This window comes from Parasphingorhabdus sp. (assembly GCF_048267785.1).
Lineage (GTDB): Bacteria > Pseudomonadota > Alphaproteobacteria > Sphingomonadales > Sphingomonadaceae > Parasphingorhabdus.
Window position 1 is genome coordinate 192,232 of record NZ_JBLWWU010000003.1, and the last position, 20,704, is coordinate 212,935.

The window sequence follows — 20,704 nt, forward strand, 5'->3', positions numbered from 1 at the left end:
TGGAAAAAGTCATGAATATGGTTGTGTTGCAGGTATGCAACACCATATCAATGACTAAGATGCTGAGATTGAACAGGATGAACTGATGAACCTTGAGAAATTCACCGATCGCGCAAAGGGCTTTTTACAATCGGCGCAAACCGTAGCCATCCGCATGAGTCACCAGCAGATTACCCCCGAGCATCTCGCAAAGGCTCTGCTGGAAGATGATCAGGGCATGGCGTCCGGATTAATCACCAAGGCAGGCGGCGATGCCAAGAAGGCACATCTGGAAATTGACGAGGCTCTTGCCAAGATTGCGGCGGTGTCCGGTAGTGGCGCGCAGCAGACACCAGGTCTGAATAACGACGCGGTGCGTGTGCTCGATCAGGCTGAACAAATCGCCGATAAAGCTGGCGACAGCTATGTCACCGTAGAACGCTTGTTGCTCGCACTGGTGCTGTCCAAGAATACTGCGGCTGGCAAAGCCTTTGCCAACGCCGGTGTAACCGCCGAAGCGCTGAACGGCGCGATCAACGAATTGCGTGGCGGAAAGACGGCCGACACCGCTTCGGCCGAGGACCGTTATGAGGCTTTGGAAAAATATACCAATGACCTGACCCAGGCGGCCCGGGACGGGAAGCTTGACCCCGTCATCGGTCGTGACGAGGAAATACGCCGCACGATCCAGATATTGGCGCGCCGGACCAAGAATAACCCGGTCCTGATTGGCGAACCCGGCGTTGGTAAAACGGCCATTGCCGAAGGCATGGCCCTGCGCATCGCGAATGGTGATGTTCCCGACAGTTTGAAAGACCGCCGTTTGCTCGCGCTTGATATGGGCGCGCTGATTGCCGGTGCCAAATATCGTGGCGAGTTTGAAGAGCGGCTGAAAGGCGTTCTGGATGAAGTGCGCGGAGCCGAAGGCGAAATCATCCTGTTCATTGATGAGATGCACACTTTGGTCGGTGCAGGCGCTTCCGAAGGCTCGATGGATGCCTCTAACCTCCTCAAGCCTGCACTGGCACGCGGCGAACTTCATTGTATCGGCGCGACCACGCTGAATGAATATCAGAAATATGTAGAAAAAGACGCGGCTCTGCAGCGCCGGTTCCAGCCTGTGTTCATAAATGAACCGACGGTAGAGGATACGATTTCAATTCTTCGCGGACTCAAAGAGAAATATGAGTTGCACCATGGCGTGCGGATCACCGATGGGGCATTGGTGAGCGCGGCGACGCTGTCCAATCGCTATATTCCGGACCGGTTCCTGCCCGACAAAGCGATCGATTTGATGGACGAAGCGGCATCACATATTCGCATGGAAGTGGAATCGAAGCCCTCCGAAATCGAGACACTTGACCGGCGGATCATCCAGCTCAAGATCGAGCGCGAGGCCCTATCAAAAGAAACCGATGACGCGTCCAAGGACCGGCTCAAAACCCTGGAAAAGGAGCTGGCCGATCTCGAGCAGCATAGCGCGGAACTGACGACGCGCTGGCAGGGTGAGAAAGACAAGATCAATGCCGAGGCCCAACTCAAGGAACAACTCGACCATGCGCGGCTTGAGCTGGAACAGGCCCAGCGCGCTGGCGACCTCGCCAAGGCCGGGGAACTGAGTTACGGCACCATTCCCAATCTTGAGAAAGCACTCGAAGAAGCCGCCGACGATACCGAAGGCGCGATGTTGCGCGAAGAAGTTACCCCCGTAGATATTGCGGCGGTGGTTTCCAAATGGACCGGTATCCCGGTCGACAAGATGCTGGAAGGCGAGCGCGAAAAGCTGCTTGCGATGGAAGATCTCATTGGAAAGCGTGTGATTGGTCAAAAGGATGCGGTTGAGGCGGTGTCTGCCGCCGTCCGTCGCAGCCGTGCCGGCCTGCAAGACCCCAACCGACCATTGGGCAGCTTCCTGTTCCTCGGCCCCACCGGCGTCGGCAAGACAGAATTGACCAAGGCACTGGCCGAGTTTCTGTTTGATGATGATCAGGCGATGGTCCGCATCGACATGTCAGAGTTTATGGAGAAGCACAGTGTGTCCCGACTGATCGGCGCGCCTCCGGGCTATGTCGGTTACGATGAAGGCGGCGTCCTGACCGAAGCGGTTCGCCGGCGGCCTTATCAGGTGATCCTGTTCGACGAAGTAGAAAAGGCGCATGGCGACGTGTTTAACGTCCTTCTGCAGGTTCTCGACGATGGTAGGCTGACCGACGGTCAGGGCCGGGTCGTGGATTTTTCCAATACGCTGATTATTCTGACTTCTAACCTTGGTAGCCAATATCTGACAAATCTGAAGGAAGGCGAGACAGTCAAGGATGTCGAACCACAAGTCATGGAAGTCGTTCGGGCGCATTTTCGTCCGGAGTTTCTCAACCGGCTGGATGAGATCATCCTATTCCACCGGCTTGGCGAAGAAGATATGGCGCCGATTGTCGAGATTCAGGTCAAACGGGTGCAGAATTTGCTCAAGGACCGCAAGATCGAACTGGAACTCACCGATGCCGCCAAGCGCTGGCTCGGTCGGGTCGGCTATGATCCGGTCTACGGCGCACGTCCGCTAAAACGCGCGATCCAGAAATATCTTCAGGATCCTTTGGCGGACCTGATCTTGCGCGGTGATGTGCCGGATGGGTCGACGGTTAAGATCGATGAAGGCGATGGCGCGCTAAAGATGGAGCCGGTCGCAACAGGTGCAACCGGCTAGTCGTTGGCCATATTGGCAGACGCCTAGCAATGCATCTGCTTGCTAATTGATTTCAGGGAAACTTCGCGAAGCGTCCTGCAAAATTGCGTCCGCTGTACGCTGCCCAGCCGCGCGACGGGCACGCCATTCCGCCATGGTCAGACAAACGCGTTTTTTGCGGGCGCGAGAACCTGTAACAGCTTGCCGTTCGCATTTAATGACATTTGAATCATCGGGTTCTTCAGCGGTTGCTTCCGGCTCATCAGTGGGTGCCGTCGTCTGAGCAGAGACGGTTGGCGCTCCAAGGCAAAAAACCGAAGCCGCTGCCAGCATAATCGCTTTCTTTCGCATGCTTAATCTCCTCACTGTAGTCACCATTCTGATCAGAATGGTGTTTGTCATTATCTTATCTATATTTAAAATCCCGTATGAGTTCAATGACCTTATATTTTCGCTGTTTTTCTTGCTTCCATCCATAACTCTGTGCAAAATCATCCAGTGAATTTATCCAATGACAGAACCGATATCGCGCTCGATCCGGAATGGCTGGCCCATCGCTATCAACCGGACGGAGACAAAGTTCATTTCATCCACGCGCCCAGGACAATACAGCAATCAGCGACATTCATCTCGGATGAATATTTACCGGAAAATTTGCCACGCAAGATAATCAGCCGAAAAGATGCGATCATACCAGCAGGTTCAACTGGTCCGGCCCATTTTATTTTTCACTCCGGGTTCTGCTGTTCGACATTATTGGCGCGGGCATTGGATATCGAAAACATTTCAATGGGTTTGAAAGAACCCGTCATCCTTCAGGATTCAACAGGATATTATTTTAGAGCGAACGACAAACAAAAGGCCAGCGAAGTTATTCGTAACTTGCTGGCGTTGCTGGCACGGCCACTCAACCCTTCGGAGGCCACAATCATCAAGCCCTCCTGCATCGTCAATGGGTTGGCCGGGGATTTCATGGACCTGTTACCACAGTCCCGTGCCCTTCTGATCTATGCGCCGCTTCCGGTTTTTCTCGGATCAATCGCCAAGAAACAGATCACGGGACGGTTGTGGGCCAGGGAACAATTTTCCGAGTTGCGAAAAATGGGGATGATCAATCTGGGCTTTGACGACGATCAGCATTTTCGACAAACGGATTTACAGATCGCCGCTGCCGGCTGGCTTGCGCAGCAAGGAATATTTCAGAAACTTGTCGAACGTTTCGGCGCAGACAGAATCGCAACTATTGATAGCGAAACGCTGCTGGCGGCTCCCCATGAGGCGATGACCGCAATAGCGCGCCTCTACCAACTGAACTTGGATGATCAGAATATCCGCGAAATCATCGAGGGGCCGGCCTTTAACAGTCACTCAAAACACGGAACGGAATTCGACCGCAAAGGCCGCAATGAAGAGCGCTCAACCGCCGAATCCCTTCATGCGGACGAGATAGCGAAAGTTGCGTTCTGGACCGGGAAAGTCGCCGAGGCGGTGGGGATTGATATCAATTTAAAAGCAGCGCTGATCTGATTCTCCCGCTAATCAAGCTGTTCCAGCCGGTTTCGCGACATCAAATGCCACGGACAGTCTTTCACCATCATCAAAAGGCTCAGTTCCATGCCACATAATCGATGGAAAAATGACAAGACGGCCTCTCATGGGCTCTACATTCCTGACCGCAGACAGATCCAGATTTAACTCGGGCGGTGGCGCTCCCAAAGCAAGCCAGCCTGAGGGTGGTGCCCCCATGTCGGCCTCGTCTGGTACATCAGCATAGAAAGCGGAACTGAACCAACCCATCGGATGTACATGACTGGCATGAAAACCTTCCCCTTTCAACCGAACCGACCATGAACCGGAGAAACCGATAGAGTCCGACCGATATTTCAAAACCGGGTGCGTAGGGTCGACCGGAGGCAGATCCGCCACATGCTTCCGGACAGTAGATTGAATGACCGATCTGAGATCGCGGATTTCCGGATCAATCCTGGAGAACAGTGGCCCATCCGTTTGGGTACCGCCACGGACCGACTGTCCGACCATGTCGGCTTTCGCAACATGAATGGAGCGTAAACATCGTGCCAATTCGGCGACATCAATCTGGTCCGCCAGATCATAAGTTTGTACCAACCCATGCTGATCGTCCAGCCACTTCCAGCGGGAATCGCCAGTCGCTCTCCATGCCAAGGAAATATACGGCCAAATCTGATTGGCGTCGGGATCATTTATAAAGCTCTCCCCAAGGCGCGCGGCTGAATCTAATCTTCCAGTCCTCAGGAGATGCCGCACGTGCCGCACGGCAAGCGCTATTTCCGTAATCGGCGCAAGGGCATCAAACAGCTGATCGGCCTTTTCCACTTCGCCAAGCTCGGATGCGCAGATAGCATCATACATGATCAATCCGCGGCTATCGCCCAATATTGCTCTCGCTTCTTCAACCATGTGGGAAGCCTCGGAAAAACGATCAGCCTTGAACAGCGCATCCAGACATTTTGCCCAAAGCGCACCATTTTTCGGATGGGTCTTCAACGCATCTACAAAGGAACAGATCAGAGCGTCCTTGTCACCCGCAGTCCAGCGGGCCTCTGAAAGCAGTTCATGGCCTTCCAGCCATAAGGGATTCCCGCGAAGAATAAGCTCCATATCGGCAATGGCGCGGTCATAATGCCCGGCAGCCATTTGGGCTGCGCTCCGTCCCAATATTATCGATCCGTCGTTGGGTGCATAGCGCCGGGCCTCGTCATATTTCTCCACCGCAGGCAATCCTGCCTCCATCGTGACTCTTGCCAGAGCGTGATGCAGGGTTGGATTGTTCGGCTGAAACTCCAGCGCCTTTTCAAGCGCAACCAATGCAGCGGCCGAATCCTGTTCAATCCGGTGCAATATCCCCAGCATGTGCCAGAGCTTGCCTTCTTTTGGCTGCTTCTCGATCGCGGAGCGGACGAGATCGATCGCCTGATCAGTCTGGCCACTATCACCAAGGGCGTTGGCGCGCGCTATGACATTGTCGGTATCAAATAAGTCGGTCATCGACATCGCCCGGCCATCCCCTGTTGTGCAGACTATATACAAAAAAAGAGCGGCGGGAAATATCCCGCCGCTCTATTTATCTTGTCAAACTGACTTCGGATTAGAAGCGCAGACGTCCTGTAACCTGAAAGCGACGTCCGATTGCATCATAAGTCGTCGGATAGGTGTTACCCGAGTTATAAGAGCTCGAACCGACGTAGGAAGAAACGTTAGGTGGTTTCTTGTCGAGCAGGTTCTGAATGCCCGCGGTCATTTCGAAGTTATCGCTTACGTTGAACCGGGTGGTCAGATCGAAGTAGCTATAGGATCCGATCGAGCTATATTCCGGCAGTGCACCACCGAAGGAAGCGCTCAGTGGTTCCAGAGAAACCGCATCCAGCCAGGTCCAGAGCAACGAGATATCAACCGTATCGCCCAAGCTCACCGTGGAACGCAGGTTAAACGTGAACTCCGGTGTGATCGGTTCACAGTTTTCACCATAGTAGCTGACGCATTCACGATTAATCGAGGTCGGGTTAGCCGGGTTGGAGTTGAATTTCAGCTGCTCCGTCCAGTTACCGCTAAAGTCAAAAGCGACTTTACCAAAGCTGGTTGGAAACTGGTATCCGACGCGCAAATCGACACCGGAGGTTTCGATTTGGCCTTGATTCGTCAACTGAAGCAACAGACCCGGAGTATCACCGCCGCCGTTAAGCGAACCGTTCAACGGGTTACGTACGATCAAAGCACATGCCGACGGGTCAACACCTGAGAAGCAAGGATCGATAATGTCACCTGGCGTAGGTGTCGTAATGGCACCCTTGATCTTGATGTTGTAATAATCAGCAGTCAGCGTCAATCCGGGGATCGATGGTGGCGTCAACACAACACCAATGGTGTAGCTGTTCGCTGTTTCAGGTCCAAGGTTCGTATTGCCACCAGAAGTCGCATTGATCTGCGAAGCGGATGGAACCGGAATGGTGCCGATCGTACCAGCAGGTGCCCCCTGAGCGATACAAATGGCGGTCAGCGAAGCGTTCCCAACCGGATTTGCACCAGCGCACGGATCAACAGCCAAGGCGGTCAAACCTGTAACCACGGGCGAAAACAATTCGCCAATATTCGGTGAACGAACAGAGTGTTGATAGATACCACGAATCTTGTAGCCTTCAGCTGGCTCCCAGGTACCACCAGCTTTCCAAGTCGTGCTTCCGCCCGAGTTGGAATAGTCCGAATAACGAGCACCAGCTTCGACGGTCAGACTATAGATGCCGGGGACATTTTCGACGATCGGAATGATCAATTCGCCGAAGACTTCCTTGACGTCATATTGGCCGCTGAAGCTTGGCGATGGAGCACCGGTACCCAAGACTTCGTCCTGCGTACCACTGGCAACGTCGGACAGCTGCTCAGCGGTATATTTGCGATATTCAGCACCAACAGCAAAGCCGATCGGTGTGTCCGCGAAAAGGAAGCTTTCCGATCCCAGTTCACCGGAGAGGCTGCCGTTCACAACAGAAAGCGATGTTTTAACGGTTTCGGTACTTGGCTGGTTGAAAAACGCAACCTGCTCAGCAGTGATATTCTGACCGTCGCCGAACAGATTGATTGGAACACAACCGTTCGATGGATCATTACAAACATTGGGATCGCTAGAGCGCAGAGCTTGCTGAACGCGCGATTTCAGACCCCAATTACGGTTGGTCTGGGACCGTTCAGATTCACCGTATGTGCCATAAACGTCAAAAACGATATTGTCAGTAACAGAACCGCGAACACCAGCCCATATCTGGAACTGGTTAGTCACATAATCGGTGATGCGTGGACCCTGCTCAACCAAGCGACGGTTGATAACGGTTGGCACCTCAAAGCCGTCAGCGATAGCCGCAGCACAATTGGCATACCCAGCGCCGGCGATCAGCGCAGCGTTAGTCGGATTGGCGCAAAGCGTGTTCTGGATCGCTGGGGTCAGGAACGCATTGTTCAGAGGCAATTGCCAAGTGTCGCCAAACAAACCGGAAGGCGCCAATGCAAGGCTGACCGTGCTCTTGGTGTACATGCCCTTGGTATAAACTTCTACATTGTCGGTAATTTCATAGTTAGCTGAACCGAACATGTTGAACCGTTCCAGAGGAGTCTGGAAATAGTTAAACGGCGCGAAGTTGAAAGTATTGTATGTTGGCACCAAAGTTCCGGTCGCGGGGTCATACTGATCACCATTGAGGCGCGTTGGTACTGACGTACCGGAACCGATTTCAGAACCTTCGATAAACAAAGTTTTCTGCGAAATCGCCCGATCACCCTGAAGCACGGAGTCAACATTCTGATAACCAACGCTCAATACCGCGTTACCGCGACCATCGTCAAAATTGGCACCAATGGTTATATCGGTGCGGAAACGCTGACCATCACCTTCTTCGGCCACACCGAAGGAAGCGGACATGTCAACGCCTGCAAAATCACGCTTGGTGATGAAGTTGGCAACACCCGAGATAGCGTCTGCACCATAAACCGAGCTAGCACCGCCGGTTACGATATCGACCCGTTCAATAAGAGCAATAGGTATGATGTTAAGATCGGTCACGCTGGCGAGGCTGGATGGCACCAGACGGGTTCCGTCTAGAAGCACCAGGTTACGGTTGGTACCGACATTGCGCAGGTTCAAAGATGCGAAACCGGCGCTACCGTTGTTCACGCTGGCATTGATGCCTGGAGAAACACCTGGAAGTTCACCGATCAGTTCTTCAGCATTGGTTGCCTGACGCAAATCAATTTCGTCACCGCTGACAACGTTAACCGGAGCGGACTGCTCCAGATTAGGGTTGCTAATGCGCGACCCCGTAACAACGATTACGCTTTCTGCGATCTCATCGGCATCCTGATCCTGCGCGAACGCAGGGGTAGAAACCATAGCAAGTCCCAGCACCATGGGTGCGACAGATGCCTTTAGGTTTGAATATTTTCTCATGTAATCCAGTCCCTTATTCTGGAGAGGGTGACCGTGATGGCCATCCCCGGTTGTTAATCGATGGCAATCTGTGCGCCCCAAACGCACGGATTCGACCACCGAGTTGGGGATCAATTGCAACAAGGCTTCTGAACTGTAAAGGTTCTGTTCAGCGAAGAGCGCTGATTTTGTAGAGATTGTAACTATTTTGTCACAGTTCCAAAAAGGCCAATAATCACTGGTTGTTCCGCCTGTTTCCAGAATGGATTTCCGCTCTTTTGCGAACAGGCATCCCACGATGAACAATGAATTGCCTCGCATGCTGCGATTGCTTATGCACAGGAAACGAGGGAATTAGAGTGACGGGAAAAATAGAGATGGTGATTTCGAAATGGATTTACGCAGGCACGCTTGCAATGACCGCTGTCGTGGCGGCAAGTCTTTATACCCCGGCAGTTGCACAGGATATTGATCGGAGAAAGGCCCTGACAGCACCGCCGGCCATTTATACCGAGATGATAGCCTGTAAGGATATTGCCGAACCTGCGGCACGACTGGCTTGCTTTGATGAGAAAGTCTCAGCTCTGCAAACGGCCCAGGCCTCGAATCAGGTTGTGATCGCTGATCGCGAGCAAGTGCGGGAAGCCCGGCGCGGTCTGTTTGGACTGACCTTGCCAAGAATCAAGCTGTTCGACGGCGATGGCGATGAGGGTGATGAAATCGCGGAAATCGAAAGCACGGTAAAGACAGCCCGGACGATTCGCAGCGGCAAATGGGTGATCACACTGGAAGACGGAGCTGTCTGGCTACAGACCGATACCCCGCGCGGCAGCATGAGAGACCCCAAGCCAGGCGATTCAATCACGATTAAACGGGCCGCTCTGGGGAGCTATATGGCCAAGGTCAATGGTGGGCGAGCCTTCAAGGTAAAACGGATCGTTAATTAAACCCTGACCAGAACAGGCGCTATTCCATCGGCCCGGTCAGCAGGATCGGGTCGATCCGCGCCGCGTTCCATTTCATCGACCAGTGCAGATGCGGACCGGTGGCGCTGCCGGTTGAGCCGACCCGGCCGATCGGTTCACCACGTTTCACTTGCTGACCTTCTTTGACCAATATCTCGGAACTGTGCAGAAAGGCGCTGTTGAGACCCATGCCGTGGTCGATCATCAATAGATTGCCCTCCAGCGTAAACGGGCTGGTTGCCGCAAGCGTAACGACGCCATCGGCGGGTGCTACATAATAAGTGCCAGTGGGAGCAGCGATATCAATACCGCTGTGATAGCTTCCGGGATCGCCATTATAGATGCGCTGATTGCCAAACATGCCGGATATCCGGCCCTTGACCGGCCAGATGAAGGTCTGACGCCAGCCGGTGCTGTCGTTCATGGCGCTGCGTGCTGCATTGATCTGGGCGAGTTCGGGCGCGCGGCGGCGCTTGAATGATTCGCTGGCGGTCCGCGCTCGACGGTTGATATTGACATGCTCAATATGCCATTTGCGCGGCGCAACATTGATGAATTTTCTGACCGTTTGGCCATCGTCCAGCGTCGCGACCAGCTGTGCAGCCTGACCGGCATCGCGGTTGAACGCGATAATGAACTTGCCATCATCATCCATCTGAACCGGATTGCCATCAAAAGACAGGCTACGCGTACCGGCTGGCGCGTCGCCTATCATGACGCCGCCCTGAATTGCCTGACCGCGGAAGCCAAATTTTACCGCTTCCCGAAACGCGGATTGTTCCGCGTCGTCGGTTTCGGCGTAAACAATTGCTGCAGGAACAGTCACTGCCGCAATCGTCGCGACGCAAAATATTGCTTTAAAACGTCCGGTCACTTTTCGCTTTCCGGCAGATGAGCCTGCGCTGAAATCTGTGCCGTGGCATAAGGTTCCTGCTTTTCGACGCTCCAGTAGCGAAGCTCGTCGAGCGGAATCGCTTCGCCGGTCACCGCGCAAAGGACATGGTCTCCCGACGACAGCGGTCGGAAACCATTGGGCATATAATGCAGCTTTGCCACCTTGTTACGATTGGACATTAACATAGGACGCTTATACTCCCTGAATCCTTTACCAGCGATTTACGGTCATGATCGCTACAGTCGACCGATCTTACCGCAAATCCCTCTAGAATAAATCCCGCTGCCTGTCATCCGGCTGTTTTTTGACTCGGCTCGCCGATGGCTGGGCGGGCTTTGGCTTGGCTGGCGGTTTATCCGTCACCGTCGCACCAACAGTTCCATCCTGAAAATGCAGATCGAGATCACCGGCCTTTATCGCGGCGGCGCGATTGGCAATCAGACTGCCATCCGGACCGGACACGCGCGCATAGCCGCGCTTCAGCGGACCATCGGGAGAGACCTGCTGCGCCAGCCGCCATAGCGCGTCGAGCCGCTGCCGCGCGTCGTCGAGCGGGCGCTGCACCAGACTGACCGGCAGATCGAGCCGTTTCAACTGCTCCTGCGAACGGGCCAGCCGCTGCTTCAATATAGACGGTCGCAAAGCCCCGGCGCTTGCCGAAAAGCGGCTGCGGGCGTGGGCGATATTCTGGCTCATGCCATATTTCATCCGCTCGGACGTCTCGTCGACCCGCTGCTGGTGCGGACGGAGCAGATCGGTCAGCGCCGGCATCAGACGGCGTTGCGCCTCCAGCCGTTCCTGGGCGGTGCTCAGGCTGCGCTGCACGCTGCGCGCCATCCGCGCCTTGCTTTCCGACAAGGTTGCCAGCCATTCCGCCCGGACCGGCACCGCCATTTCTGCCGCTGCCGTCGGCGTTGGCGCGCGCAGGTCGGCGGCGAAATCGCAGAGCGTCGTATCGGTCTCGTGCCCCACGGCGGAGATGATCGGGATCGTGCAATCCGCGACCGCCCGGACCACGATTTCCTCGTTGAAGCTCCACAGGTCCTCGATCGAACCGCCGCCGCGCGCGACGATCACCAGATCGGGCCGGGCGACCGGACCGTCCGGCGCCATCTCGGAGAAGCCGCGAATGGCGTGGGATATCTGCTTTGCCGCACCCTCGCCCTGCACCAGCACCGGCCAGACAATGACATGGCTGGGGCAGCGATCGGCGAGCCGGTGGAGGATATCGCGGATCACCGAACCGGTCGGCGAGGTGACCACGCCGATGGTTTTCGGCAGGAACGGGATCGGCTTCTTGCGGTCTTGGTCGAACAGGCCCTCGGCGAGCAGCTTGGCCTTGAGCTTCTCGAACAGGGCCATCAGCGCCCCCTCGCCCGCCAGTTCCATCTTGTCGATCACGACCTGATATTTGGAGCGGCCGGGATAGGTGGTGAGCTTGCCCGAGACGACAACCTCGATGCCATCTTCGGGCCGGAACGGCAGCCGTCCGGCATTGCCCTTCCACATCACTCCGTCGAGAACCGCCTTGTCATCTTTCAGCGCCAGATAGACATGGCCGGAGGCCGCGCGTTTGAAGCCCGATATCTCGCCCCTGATCCGGACATAGCCGAAGCGATCCTCGACCACTCGCTTGAGCGCGCCTGAAATTTCCGAAACCGACAAAGGCGGGGCGTTGTCACCCTGCCCGCTCTCGGCTAGGAGCTTCGCGTCTAATGAGAGGGAATCGTCCATGAATATCCTGTTGATCGGTTCGGGTGGCCGCGAACATGCCTTGGCCTGGAAGCTGGCGCAATCCCCAATGCTCGGGAAATTTTACGCAGCGCCCGGCAATCCCGGCATCGCGCAGCACGCCGAACTGGTCACGCTCGACATCACCGACCATGGCGAAGTCATCCTGTTCTGCGGCGAGCATGACATCGATCTGGTCGTCGTCGGCCCGGAAGCGCCGCTGGTCGACGGCCTCGCCGAAAGCCTGCGCACCGCCGACATTTTCGTCTTCGGCCCGGACAAGGCGGCGGCGCAGCTGGAAGGCTCGAAAGGCTTTACCAAGGACCTGTGCGCCCGCGCCAATATCCCCACCGCCGGCTATGTCCGGACCACCAGCGCCGCCGACGCGCTCAAGGCGCTCGACGGCTTTTCCATTCCCGTCGTGATCAAGGCCGATGGGCTGGCCGCCGGCAAGGGCGTGATCATCGCCGAAACCCGCGAGCAGGCCGAAGCCGCGATCACCGACATGTTCGACGGCAGCTTCGGTGAAGCCGGCGCCGAAGTGGTGATCGAGGAATTTCTGACCGGCGAGGAAGCCAGTTTCTTCGCGATCACCGACGGCGAGAATGTCGTCCCCTTCGGCAGCGCGCAGGACCACAAGCGCGTCGGCGAAGGCGATGTCGGCCCGAATACCGGCGGCATGGGCGCCTATAGCCCCGCCCCCGTCCTCACCCCCGCCCTGCAACAACAGGTGATGGAGCAGATCATCCAGCCGACCGTCGACACTTTGGCGGCCGAGGGGACGCCCTATAGCGGCGTGCTGTTCGCCGGGCTGATGCTGACCGACACCGGCCCGCAGCTGATCGAATATAACGCCCGCTTCGGTGACCCGGAATGCCAGGTGCTGATGATGCGGCTGGAAAGCGATCTCGCCAAGCTGATGATGGCCACCGCCAAAGGCGACCTCGCCCAGACCAGCGCCCCGGCTTTTGCGCCGGAAACCGCGCTGACCGTGGTGATGGCCGCGAAAGGCTATCCTTCGACACCGGAGAAAGGCGGCAAGATCCAGAATCTCGCCAGAGCCGAGCGCGAAGACGCCAAGATATTCCATGCCGGTACGGCGGAAGTCGACGGCGCGCTGGTCGCCAATGGTGGCCGCGTGCTCAATGTCACCGCATTGGGAGCCAATGCCACCGAAGCGCAGGCCAGGGCTTATGCGGCGGTTGACCAGATCGATTTCGAGAGCGGCTTTTGCCGGCGCGATATCGGCTGGCGGGAGGTTGCCCGGGAGGCCGGAGAATAGACTTTTCTGGCGGCCCGGCGTTCCAAAGTTCGTCAAAGTTCAGGCCAAGAAACGGTTTTCGCGTGCCGTGAGCGGGGGAGCATGGTCATGGGCTCGCGCGAAGACACCAAGGCGCTAAGAGATTGCGCTTTGTGTCTTCATGCAAGCCCGACCATTTTCCGGCGCGTCGTGAACTTTACACAGACATCCGTTTTTATTTTGTGTGACCTTCGCCCCTTGGCCGCAGAATTCCAGCACTTGTAGGAAACCAACCGGCCGTCTAGTGTAACTTTTGGGATTCCCACCCAAACCGGTCCCCGAGAAACAAGTGCGCAGCCGCCAGCGCTCCTATCCTATCCAGATTGTCAAAGAGCCGGCCCCGCACATGGCGCGGAGCGTGTGCGATCATAACGGATTGGGCGGAGTGTAGGACAGCGGTTTTTAAACCTTCTCTCGTGAGGGAGAAGGATATGAAATCTTGCCACCAAAGCGTCAGCGCAGGCGGCTAGATGCAGTTGGATGAGGATGCTCGGATAGTGGGCTGCTGTGCAAATAAGGTCCGGCACACCCTCACCCAGCTTCGACTAGGCAGCGAGCTGCCAAGTCTTCTCAAACAGTTTGCTTCGGCTACAGGCCGAAACAAACTCCCGCACGGGAGAGGGAGGTCATCACTGCTCCGGATCACTCCCCAGCAAATCCGCCACAAGCAAGGCGGTGCGTTGCGTGGCTTGTTGCAGACTGCCGAGGTCCATTTCTTCCTCGACCGTGTGCGAGCCGGTGCCGGATACGCCCAGTCCGTCCATGCTGGCGACATAGGGGGCTACGAAGCTGATGTCCGCGGCGCCGCGACCTTCGGGCGGGAAGGATTTGGCGGGTTCGAGACCGAGCCGCGCATGGACGGCGTTGAGGCGTTCGAGCAATGCTTCGTTCGCCTTGGTCAGTTCCATCGCGGGATAGCGGTCCTGAAAGGTGATCGTCGCCTGCGTGTGCGGCAGGCTGTCTTCGACGATGCCGCGCATCAGCGCTTCTGCGGCGCGCAATTGCGCTTCATTCATGAAGCGCAGGCCGCCCGAGGCAATCGCGGTTTCGGCAATTACATTATCCTTGCCGCTGACCGTGACCGCTCCGGCGCTGCCGACCGGGTCGATCGCCGAGCCCGCCGCGACCATGCCGGGATTGAAGGTCAAGCCCGATGGTCCGCGAACCTCGCCGTAGAAGCGGTTCAATATGCGCGCCATTTCGTAGGCGGCTCCGGCGCCGCTGTCGTCGCTGAAAATGCCGGAGGAGTGGGCGCGCTTTCCGGTCACCTCGAGCTTCCATTTCGACGAGCCGCGCCGGCCAATCACGCCCCATTCGGGGCTGCCGCCTTCGAAGTTGAGCGCATAGTCGGCGGCTTTGCCGGCCGCGATCAGATCCTTGCGGGCCGTTGCAAGCGGGCTACCGGTGCTTTCCTCGTCACCCGTGAAGAATATCGTCACCTTGCCGCCCTTGATCGCTTCTGCCTCGATCAGCGCCCGCATGGCATAGATGACCACTGCATTGCCGCCCTTCATGTCAGCGATGCCGGGTCCGCGCAGCTTGTCGCCATCGCGCTCGAAGCGCTGGAAGGGGCTGTCGGGTTCGAACACCGTATCGAGATGGCCGATCAGCAGCAGGTTCGGCCCCTCGCCAAAGTCCCGTTCGGCGACCAGATGACCGCCGCGCCCCATCGATGGCGGCATGTCGATCCAGCGCACCGCAAAGCCGATATCCTCCAGTTCGCGCCGATAGATTTCGCCAACCTTGCGGACCCCTTCGACATTGAGCGAACCGGAATTCTGGTTGACCGACGCTTCGAGCAATTGCAGCTGCTCCGCGCCATTGGCCTCGACAGCGTCGAGAATGGACCGGTCACTGGCGCTCGCACTCGTGATGGCAGCAAGCAGCAGGCAGGCGGACGTGGCGGCTTTCATTATCGCGAACATATGGGAGGCCTTTTCTTATCGGTCGTGGATATTGGCATTGATGGTCGAAACTAGCGCCCCTGCGTCCAACCGCAAGAGGCATCTGCGCGCCCCCACCACGTCAAGCTCAGCTACGTCGCCCGCAACCATATCTAACTTGCTGTGCGCGCGTCCGGATCGCTAGGGACGCGCTCCGGCGAACACCCTCTCCCACCCCGCCGGTGCATCAGAAGAAGGTCGTATCGTCATGTCCCGTTTCCCTACCCCTGCCGCCAGTCGCCCGATCCGTTCGCTGGCCACTATCCTGCTCGCCGGTGCGGCGCTTTGCATGCCGGGTGCGGCGCAGGCGACCGATGGCTATTTCCTCAACGGGGTCGGTGCCAAGGCCAAGGGCGCGGGCGGCGTGGCCATTGCTATGCCGCAGGACGCTTTCTCTATCGCCAGCAACCCGGCTTCCGCGACCGCCATCGAGCACCGGCTGGATGTCGGCTTCGAAGTTTTCATCCCCGACCGCGGTTCCGAGATTATCGGCAATCAGGCGGGGCTCGACGGGGTCTATTCGGGCAATGATGCCAATCCCTTCATCCTGCCCGAATTTGCTTATGTCCGGCCTTTGTCCGACACGGTTTCGGTCGGCATTGCGGTCAACGGCAATGGCGGCATGAACACCGATTACGAGACCAATCCCTTCGCCAGTTTCGGCGCGACCGGCCCGGCTGGCGTGAACCTGCGCCAGATTTCGATTGCCCCGACCATCTCGGTGGAATTTGCCGAAGGGCAGAGTCTCGGCCTGTCGCCGCATTTCGTCGTGCAAAGCTTTGAGGTCGAGGGCATCCAGCCGTTCGCAGCCAATTCGCAGGACCCGGCGAATTTCACCAACCGCGGCGAAGACTGGGCCTTTGGCGCGGGTTTCCGCGTCGGCTATCTCGGCAGCTTTGGTGACAATTTCCGCGTCGGCGCTTTTTACCAGTCGAAAGTCTGGACCACCGAGTTCGACCGCTATGCCGGACTGTTCGCCGAGCAAGGCGGCTTCAACATGCCCGCATCCTGGGGCGCGGGCGTTTCGGTCGACGCGACGCCGAAGCTGACATTGGGCGTGGATTTCAAACATATCGAATATTCCGGCGTCAACTCGGTCGGCAACCCCATCGCGTCGCTGTTACAGGGCGTCCCCTTTGGCGCGGATGATGGCCCCGGCTTTGGCTGGGACGATATCGACGTGTGGAAAGTCGGCGCGGTCTATCAGGCCAGCGACAAGCTGACCCTGCGCGCCGGCTATGGCCGCTCGAACAACCCGGTCCCGCAATCGGAAACCCTGCTCAACATATTGGCGCCGGGCGTGGTCCGTGATCATTATACTGTGGGCGCGACGGTCAGGGCATCGGACACTATCGAGATCACCGGCTATGCGATGCGCGCGCCGCGCCAGACGGTTTACGGCTCCGGATCGATCCCCGCACCCTTTGGAGGCGGCGAAGCGAATATCCGCCTTGCAGAGACGGCTATCGGTTTTTCGGTGGGCTTTGTTTTCTAGGCGGACACCCCAGGCGATGTGCCCCGTCGTGGTCCGCTGTTCGGCGATATGACGGGGCCATCTGGCACCAGTGATTATTCTGCCAGTTTTTTCAACATCCAGTAGCAGTGATCCAGCCCGCCTTAAAAAGATGCAACCGGCAGGCGTTCGTTCAGGCCATGGGCAATCATGTCGGAGGCTTTCATCGCAGCACCGGAAATCGCCACCGTATCGCCGTAATCCTGATCCGCGTGATCCCGGGTCAGTTCGGTGTTGAGAAAAGTCAGATATCTCCTGACCATGGGCGGGGCTGATGACGAATAGTCAATAGCATGGGGAGCAAGATGTCGAGGGGTAAAACGCGTCCCGTCGCTACAGTTGACACTGACGGTGCCGCCGGTCATAATTCAGGCTCGCCTCACATCATCGAAAACGGAGACAGAACCCGCACCCTCGCGGGCATGACACCATGCAGCAGTTCCAGAGCGAAACTCTATCCATCATAAACAGCATCCCCTTCCTTCCCAACCTTGCGCCCGGGGGGCAAACGCTTGTCGGCATCGGCATTCTCCTCGCTATTGCGTGGATCGCCAATTTCATCATCAAGCACATCGTGCTGCGCATTGTCACGCGCTGGATGCCCTATGATGACATCACGCCAGTGCCCGTCGCAGCACGACTCGCCAATATCGTGCCGGCACTTATCATCTCGAACGGGATCGTTGCGGTGCCGCACTTGTCGGCAGCGGTTGTCACCCTGGTCAGCAACGTGGTTTCCGCCTCGATCATTCTGTTCATCGGAATGGCGCTCAGTAAGGCGCTTACCCTCGCCAACGAAATTTACGATCATCGACCCGAGGCCGCGACCCGACCGATCAAAGGTTTCATCCAGCTGCTCAAGATCATTCTCTATGGTGGCACCACGATCCTGATCATCTCTGCTCTGATGGATGAATCTCCCCTGCTTCTCCTGTCGGGCCTCGGCGCGATGGCCGCGGTCATACTTCTGGTGTTCAAGGACACTTTGCTGTCGCTGGTCGCCTCTGTACAACTCACCTCGAACGACATGCTGCGGGTCGGCGACTGGATCGAGATGCCGGCGCTCAATGCGAACGGCGACGTCATCGACATCGCGCTGCACACGGTCAAGGTGCAGAACTGGGACAAGACGATTACGACCATTCCTACCCATCGACTGATTTCGGAGAGCTTCAAAAACTGGCGCGGCATGTCCGAAGCGGGCGGGAGACGGATCAAACGATCGATCTTCATCGACCAGAACGGCATCCGCTTCCTCACGCGCGAGGAAAAAGACGGGTTTCGCCGTTTCCAGCTGCTGGACGAGTATCTCGGCCACAAACAGGCTGAACTGGGCGAATGGAATGCCGCGATCGAGAAGGCCGGGCGCGACGAGGTCAACGCCCGCCGCGTCACCAATATCGGCACATTCCGTGCCTATGTCGTCGAATATCTGCGCGCCAACAGCCATATTACCAAGGACATGACCCTGCTTGTGCGCCAGCTCGACCCGACGCCGAAAGGCCTGCCAATAGAAATTTACTGTTTCACCAACACGACCGAGTGGAACGCCTATGAAGATATCCAGTCGGACATTTTCGACCATATGCTGGCGATCCTGCCCGAATTCGGGTTGCGTCCCTTCCAGGAACCGAGCGGTCTGGATTTGCAACGCGGTCTGGCGGCGTAACGACGGAAAAACTTGGTCACGTCACCGAACAAAATCCGCTGCCAACTGCATGTCACGGACGAGTTTTGCATATTCGACCTGACGACCCTGTTCGGCGACATGACGGGGCCATCTGGCGCCAGCGGTCATTCCGCCAGCTTTTTCAATATCCAGTACCAGTGATCGAGCCCGCCATAGAAAGACGCGACCGGCAGGCGTTCGTTCAGGCCATGGGCAAACATGTCGGAGGCTTTCATCGCGGCACCCGAGAGCGCCACCGTGTCGTAGCCCAGCGCGCGGTAATGCATGCCGTCGGTGCCGCCCGACTCCATATATGGCAGGATCGGCAGCCCCGGATAGCGCTTGTCGATACTGTAGCGGATCGCCGCTCTGACATCGTCGCGGAGTTCCGATTCGGGACTTTCCGTCACATCGGTGATCAGCTTGATGCTGGCATTGTCATTGCCGATGATCTCTTTCAGCTTCGCCTCTGTTGCAGCAGCCCCCACTCCGGGGAATATCCGGCAATTGACGGTTGCCGTTGCGGATTGCGGCAGGGCATTTTCTGCGTGGCCGGCCTGCAACATGGTGGCGACACAGGTCGTCCCCAGCGTGCCGACGGACTCCGGATCGGCCTGCAAGGTCACGATAGCCGATGTGTCGGACGGGTCTTCGGCAAAGCGCAGCATTGCCTGCCCCATCTCGCCAGGAGTCAGTTTTCCGGCGGTAGCAAAATAGCTTCTGGTCAAATCCGTCGCCTGCACCGGAAATTTATAGGCGGCGATTTTGCCCAGCGCCTCGGCCAGTTCGTAGATCGCATTGTCCGCGCGCGGGCGGGAGGAATGACCACCAGGATTATGCACGGTCAGTTCGAAAGTGGCGTAGGTCTTCTCCGCAGACTGCACCCGAAAGGCGACGGGCGTTCCATCTTCCGCCAGCGCGATCCCGCCGGCATCGCTGTTCAGGATGAAGGCCGGATCGATATGTTCCGCCACATATTTCGCCTGTGCCTCGGTCGAGACCATGCCGGATTCCTCGTCACCGGAAAAAACCAGAACCAGATCGCGCGAAGGCTGCCAGCCTTCCGCCTTGAGCCGCAGGAAAGTCGAGGTAAGATTGGTGATGCCATATTTATTGTCCATCGTGGCGCGGCCGAAGAAATAGCCGTCCTCTTCGGTCAGGGTGAAGGGCGGGCGCACCCAGTCCTTCGCCAGCGCGTCGACCACGTCCATATGGCCGAGCAGGACAATCGGCTTGGCGGTGCTGCCGGCTTTTGCGCGATAGGTGACCATCAGCCCCTGGGTTTTTTCACCGTCGCTGTCATAATCGGTGACGCGGATATCATCATCGCTGAACCCGGCCTTCTTGAAGCGGTCGACAAGATAGGAGACCATCGTCGGAACCTGTTCCTGACCGCGCGCCGTACGGAATGCGATGACATCACGGTATATATCACGTGCCAGTTGCTGGTGCGGCGTCAACGCGGCACCCTCTTGCGCCAGAACAGGCTGGGCAGTGAAAACACCCGCCAATAATAGGGCCGCCAGCCGGCCAGAATATCTTTGTGTCGTCTTCTGTGCAGTCACAGCAATTCCCCCCTGAAAAATCGCATCTTATCTGATGGATAAGGAATGTAAATCATTCTGTCTGTATCGGGTTGAAGGGCAATGCCGCGCCCCATTGTTGAGTGCCTGGCCACGCCTTTCCCGGTCAATCCAGCATCCCGACATATGTAACAATATATCATGCGTTCATTTTCCAGTCAGGCATGATCTGCCAGCTTTGCGATCGGGTCGGAACAATGGAGGGAACCATGCGGCATTTCAATTTTCCAGGAAAAAGCCTGTCGCTGCTGGCGGTTGCCGGCCTTGCGCTGACATCTGCGACACCGTCACTCGACGCGCGTTCGATTGCCCGACCGGCTCCGCCGCATCCGGTAAACTGCAGCATATTCTCGCGGATCAATGATGAAAGCTACGCCAACAGACGGACCGGCGCGCTGCGCGCCTCGCCCTCTATGGCACCACCTCCGCCGCCGCCACCGCCGCCCTCGTCACAAATAATGGTGACCGGCAAGGCCGTGGCCAGCGGCGC

Annotated in this window: 15 protein-coding genes and 1 pseudogene; 7 read left to right on the top strand and 9 right to left on the bottom strand. The window is 57.2% G+C overall.

What is annotated here, in order from left to right:
- Nucleotides 1–85: 85 nt before the first annotated feature.
- Nucleotides 86–2,683, top strand: a complete 2,598-nt coding sequence (gene clpB / locus ACN0VD_RS04215) for an ATP-dependent chaperone ClpB (RefSeq protein WP_417591933.1) — start codon at nucleotides 86–88, stop codon at nucleotides 2,681–2,683.
- A 42-nt stretch (nucleotides 2,684–2,725) separates the two neighbouring features.
- On the opposite strand, the gene ACN0VD_RS04220 is transcribed toward clpB, so the two are convergent.
- On the bottom strand, nucleotides 2,726–3,064 hold the full coding sequence (locus ACN0VD_RS04220; RefSeq protein WP_417591935.1) for a hypothetical protein: 339 nt from the start codon (nucleotides 3,062–3,064) through the stop codon (nucleotides 2,726–2,728).
- Between the two features lie 366 nt (nucleotides 3,065–3,430).
- Here ACN0VD_RS04220 and ACN0VD_RS04225 point away from each other — a divergent pair, with 366 nt between their 5' ends.
- Nucleotides 3,431–4,189 carry a hypothetical protein gene (locus tag ACN0VD_RS04225; RefSeq protein WP_417591937.1) on the top strand — a complete coding sequence of 253 codons (759 nt, stop codon included), beginning with the start codon at nucleotides 3,431–3,433 and terminating at the stop codon, nucleotides 4,187–4,189.
- Between the two features lie 12 nt (nucleotides 4,190–4,201).
- On the opposite strand, the gene ACN0VD_RS04230 is transcribed toward ACN0VD_RS04225, so the two are convergent.
- Both ACN0VD_RS04230 and ACN0VD_RS04235 read right to left on the bottom strand, forming a co-directional pair.
- Nucleotides 4,202–5,689, bottom strand: a complete 1,488-nt coding sequence (locus tag ACN0VD_RS04230) for a 2OG-Fe(II) oxygenase family protein (RefSeq protein ID WP_417591939.1) — start codon at nucleotides 5,687–5,689, stop codon at nucleotides 4,202–4,204.
- A 100-nt stretch (nucleotides 5,690–5,789) separates the two neighbouring features.
- A complete protein-coding gene (locus tag ACN0VD_RS04235; protein WP_417591941.1) occupies nucleotides 5,790–8,936 on the bottom strand; it encodes a TonB-dependent receptor plug domain-containing protein in 3,147 nt (1,048 codons plus the stop codon).
- 38 nt (nucleotides 8,937–8,974) lie between these two features.
- Between ACN0VD_RS04235 and ACN0VD_RS04240 the strand changes: the two genes are divergently transcribed.
- Nucleotides 8,975–9,562, top strand: a complete 588-nt coding sequence (locus tag ACN0VD_RS04240) for a hypothetical protein (protein WP_417591943.1) — start codon at nucleotides 8,975–8,977, stop codon at nucleotides 9,560–9,562.
- Between the two features lie 19 nt (nucleotides 9,563–9,581).
- Here ACN0VD_RS04240 and ACN0VD_RS04245 read toward each other — a convergent pair whose 3' ends face one another.
- From ACN0VD_RS04245 to xseA, 3 genes are all read right to left on the bottom strand, one after another.
- Nucleotides 9,582–10,454: a M23 family metallopeptidase gene (locus tag ACN0VD_RS04245; protein WP_417591945.1), complete on the bottom strand. Its 873-nt coding sequence runs from the start codon at nucleotides 10,452–10,454 to the stop codon at nucleotides 9,582–9,584.
- A complete protein-coding gene (locus tag ACN0VD_RS04250) occupies nucleotides 10,451–10,660 on the bottom strand; it encodes a DUF2093 domain-containing protein (protein ID WP_417591947.1) in 210 nt (69 codons plus the stop codon). Before ACN0VD_RS04250 ends, ACN0VD_RS04245 begins: the two co-directional genes overlap by 4 nt.
- An 82-nt stretch (nucleotides 10,661–10,742) precedes the next feature.
- On the bottom strand, nucleotides 10,743–12,209 hold the full coding sequence (gene xseA / locus ACN0VD_RS04255; RefSeq protein WP_417591949.1) for an exodeoxyribonuclease VII large subunit: 1,467 nt from the start codon (nucleotides 12,207–12,209) through the stop codon (nucleotides 10,743–10,745).
- Between xseA and purD the strand changes: the two genes are divergently transcribed.
- The gene (gene purD / locus ACN0VD_RS04260; RefSeq protein ID WP_417591951.1) at nucleotides 12,208–13,488 is read left to right on the top strand and encodes a phosphoribosylamine--glycine ligase; all 1,281 of its coding nucleotides are present in this window, start codon (nucleotides 12,208–12,210) and stop codon (nucleotides 13,486–13,488) included. The genes xseA and purD overlap by 2 nt on opposite strands.
- Nucleotides 13,489–14,135: 647 nt before the next feature.
- Here purD and ACN0VD_RS04265 read toward each other — a convergent pair.
- A complete protein-coding gene (locus tag ACN0VD_RS04265) occupies nucleotides 14,136–15,431 on the bottom strand; it encodes a M20/M25/M40 family metallo-hydrolase (protein ID WP_417591953.1) in 1,296 nt (431 codons plus the stop codon).
- A gap of 226 nt (nucleotides 15,432–15,657) precedes the next feature.
- Between ACN0VD_RS04265 and ACN0VD_RS04270 the strand changes: the two genes are divergently transcribed.
- The gene (locus tag ACN0VD_RS04270) at nucleotides 15,658–16,944 is read left to right on the top strand and encodes an OmpP1/FadL family transporter (protein ID WP_417591955.1); all 1,287 of its coding nucleotides are present in this window, start codon (nucleotides 15,658–15,660) and stop codon (nucleotides 16,942–16,944) included.
- Between the two features lie 122 nt (nucleotides 16,945–17,066).
- Here the strand turns inward: ACN0VD_RS04270 and ACN0VD_RS04275 are convergent, their stop codons facing one another.
- Nucleotides 17,067–17,225, bottom strand: a complete 159-nt coding sequence (locus tag ACN0VD_RS04275) for a hypothetical protein (RefSeq protein WP_417591957.1) — start codon at nucleotides 17,223–17,225, stop codon at nucleotides 17,067–17,069.
- Between the two features lie 167 nt (nucleotides 17,226–17,392).
- On the opposite strand from ACN0VD_RS04275, the gene ACN0VD_RS04280 reads away from it, so the two are divergent.
- Nucleotides 17,393–18,631, top strand: coding sequence for a mechanosensitive ion channel family protein (locus tag ACN0VD_RS04280; RefSeq protein WP_417591959.1), 1,239 nt, complete (start codon nucleotides 17,393–17,395; stop codon nucleotides 18,629–18,631).
- 125 nt (nucleotides 18,632–18,756) lie between these two features.
- Here ACN0VD_RS04280 and ACN0VD_RS04285 read toward each other — a convergent pair whose 3' ends face one another.
- Nucleotides 18,757–20,196: a M20/M25/M40 family metallo-hydrolase gene (locus tag ACN0VD_RS04285; RefSeq protein ID WP_417591961.1), complete on the bottom strand. Its 1,440-nt coding sequence runs from the start codon at nucleotides 20,194–20,196 to the stop codon at nucleotides 18,757–18,759.
- A 227-nt stretch (nucleotides 20,197–20,423) separates the two neighbouring features.
- On the opposite strand from ACN0VD_RS04285, the pseudogene ACN0VD_RS04290 reads away from it, so the two are divergent.
- Nucleotides 20,424–20,704: pseudogene (locus tag ACN0VD_RS04290) on the top strand (hypothetical protein); the annotation flags it as partial.

Excerpts from the sequence above, each read along its gene's own strand:
- clpB (WP_417591933.1), top strand. The coding sequence starts at position 86 with ATGAACCTTGAGAAATTCACCGATCGCGCAAAGGGCTTTTTACAATCG.
- ACN0VD_RS04220 (WP_417591935.1), bottom strand. The coding sequence starts at position 3,064 with ATGACAAACACCATTCTGATCAGAATGGTGACTACAGTGAGGAGATTA.
- ACN0VD_RS04230 (WP_417591939.1), bottom strand. The coding sequence starts at position 5,689 with ATGACCGACTTATTTGATACCGACAATGTCATAGCGCGCGCCAACGCC.
- ACN0VD_RS04235 (WP_417591941.1), bottom strand. The coding sequence starts at position 8,936 with ATGCGAGGCAATTCATTGTTCATCGTGGGATGCCTGTTCGCAAAAGAG.
- ACN0VD_RS04250 (WP_417591947.1), bottom strand. The coding sequence starts at position 10,660 with ATGTTAATGTCCAATCGTAACAAGGTGGCAAAGCTGCATTATATGCCC.
- purD (WP_417591951.1), top strand. The coding sequence starts at position 12,208 with ATGAATATCCTGTTGATCGGTTCGGGTGGCCGCGAACATGCCTTGGCC.
- xseA (WP_417591949.1), bottom strand. The coding sequence starts at position 12,209 with ATGGACGATTCCCTCTCATTAGACGCGAAGCTCCTAGCCGAGAGCGGG.
- ACN0VD_RS04265 (WP_417591953.1), bottom strand. The coding sequence starts at position 15,431 with ATGTTCGCGATAATGAAAGCCGCCACGTCCGCCTGCCTGCTGCTTGCT.
- ACN0VD_RS04270 (WP_417591955.1), top strand. The coding sequence starts at position 15,658 with ATGTCCCGTTTCCCTACCCCTGCCGCCAGTCGCCCGATCCGTTCGCTG.
- ACN0VD_RS04275 (WP_417591957.1), bottom strand. The coding sequence starts at position 17,225 with ATGGTCAGGAGATATCTGACTTTTCTCAACACCGAACTGACCCGGGAT.
- ACN0VD_RS04280 (WP_417591959.1), top strand. The coding sequence starts at position 17,393 with ATGCAGCAGTTCCAGAGCGAAACTCTATCCATCATAAACAGCATCCCC.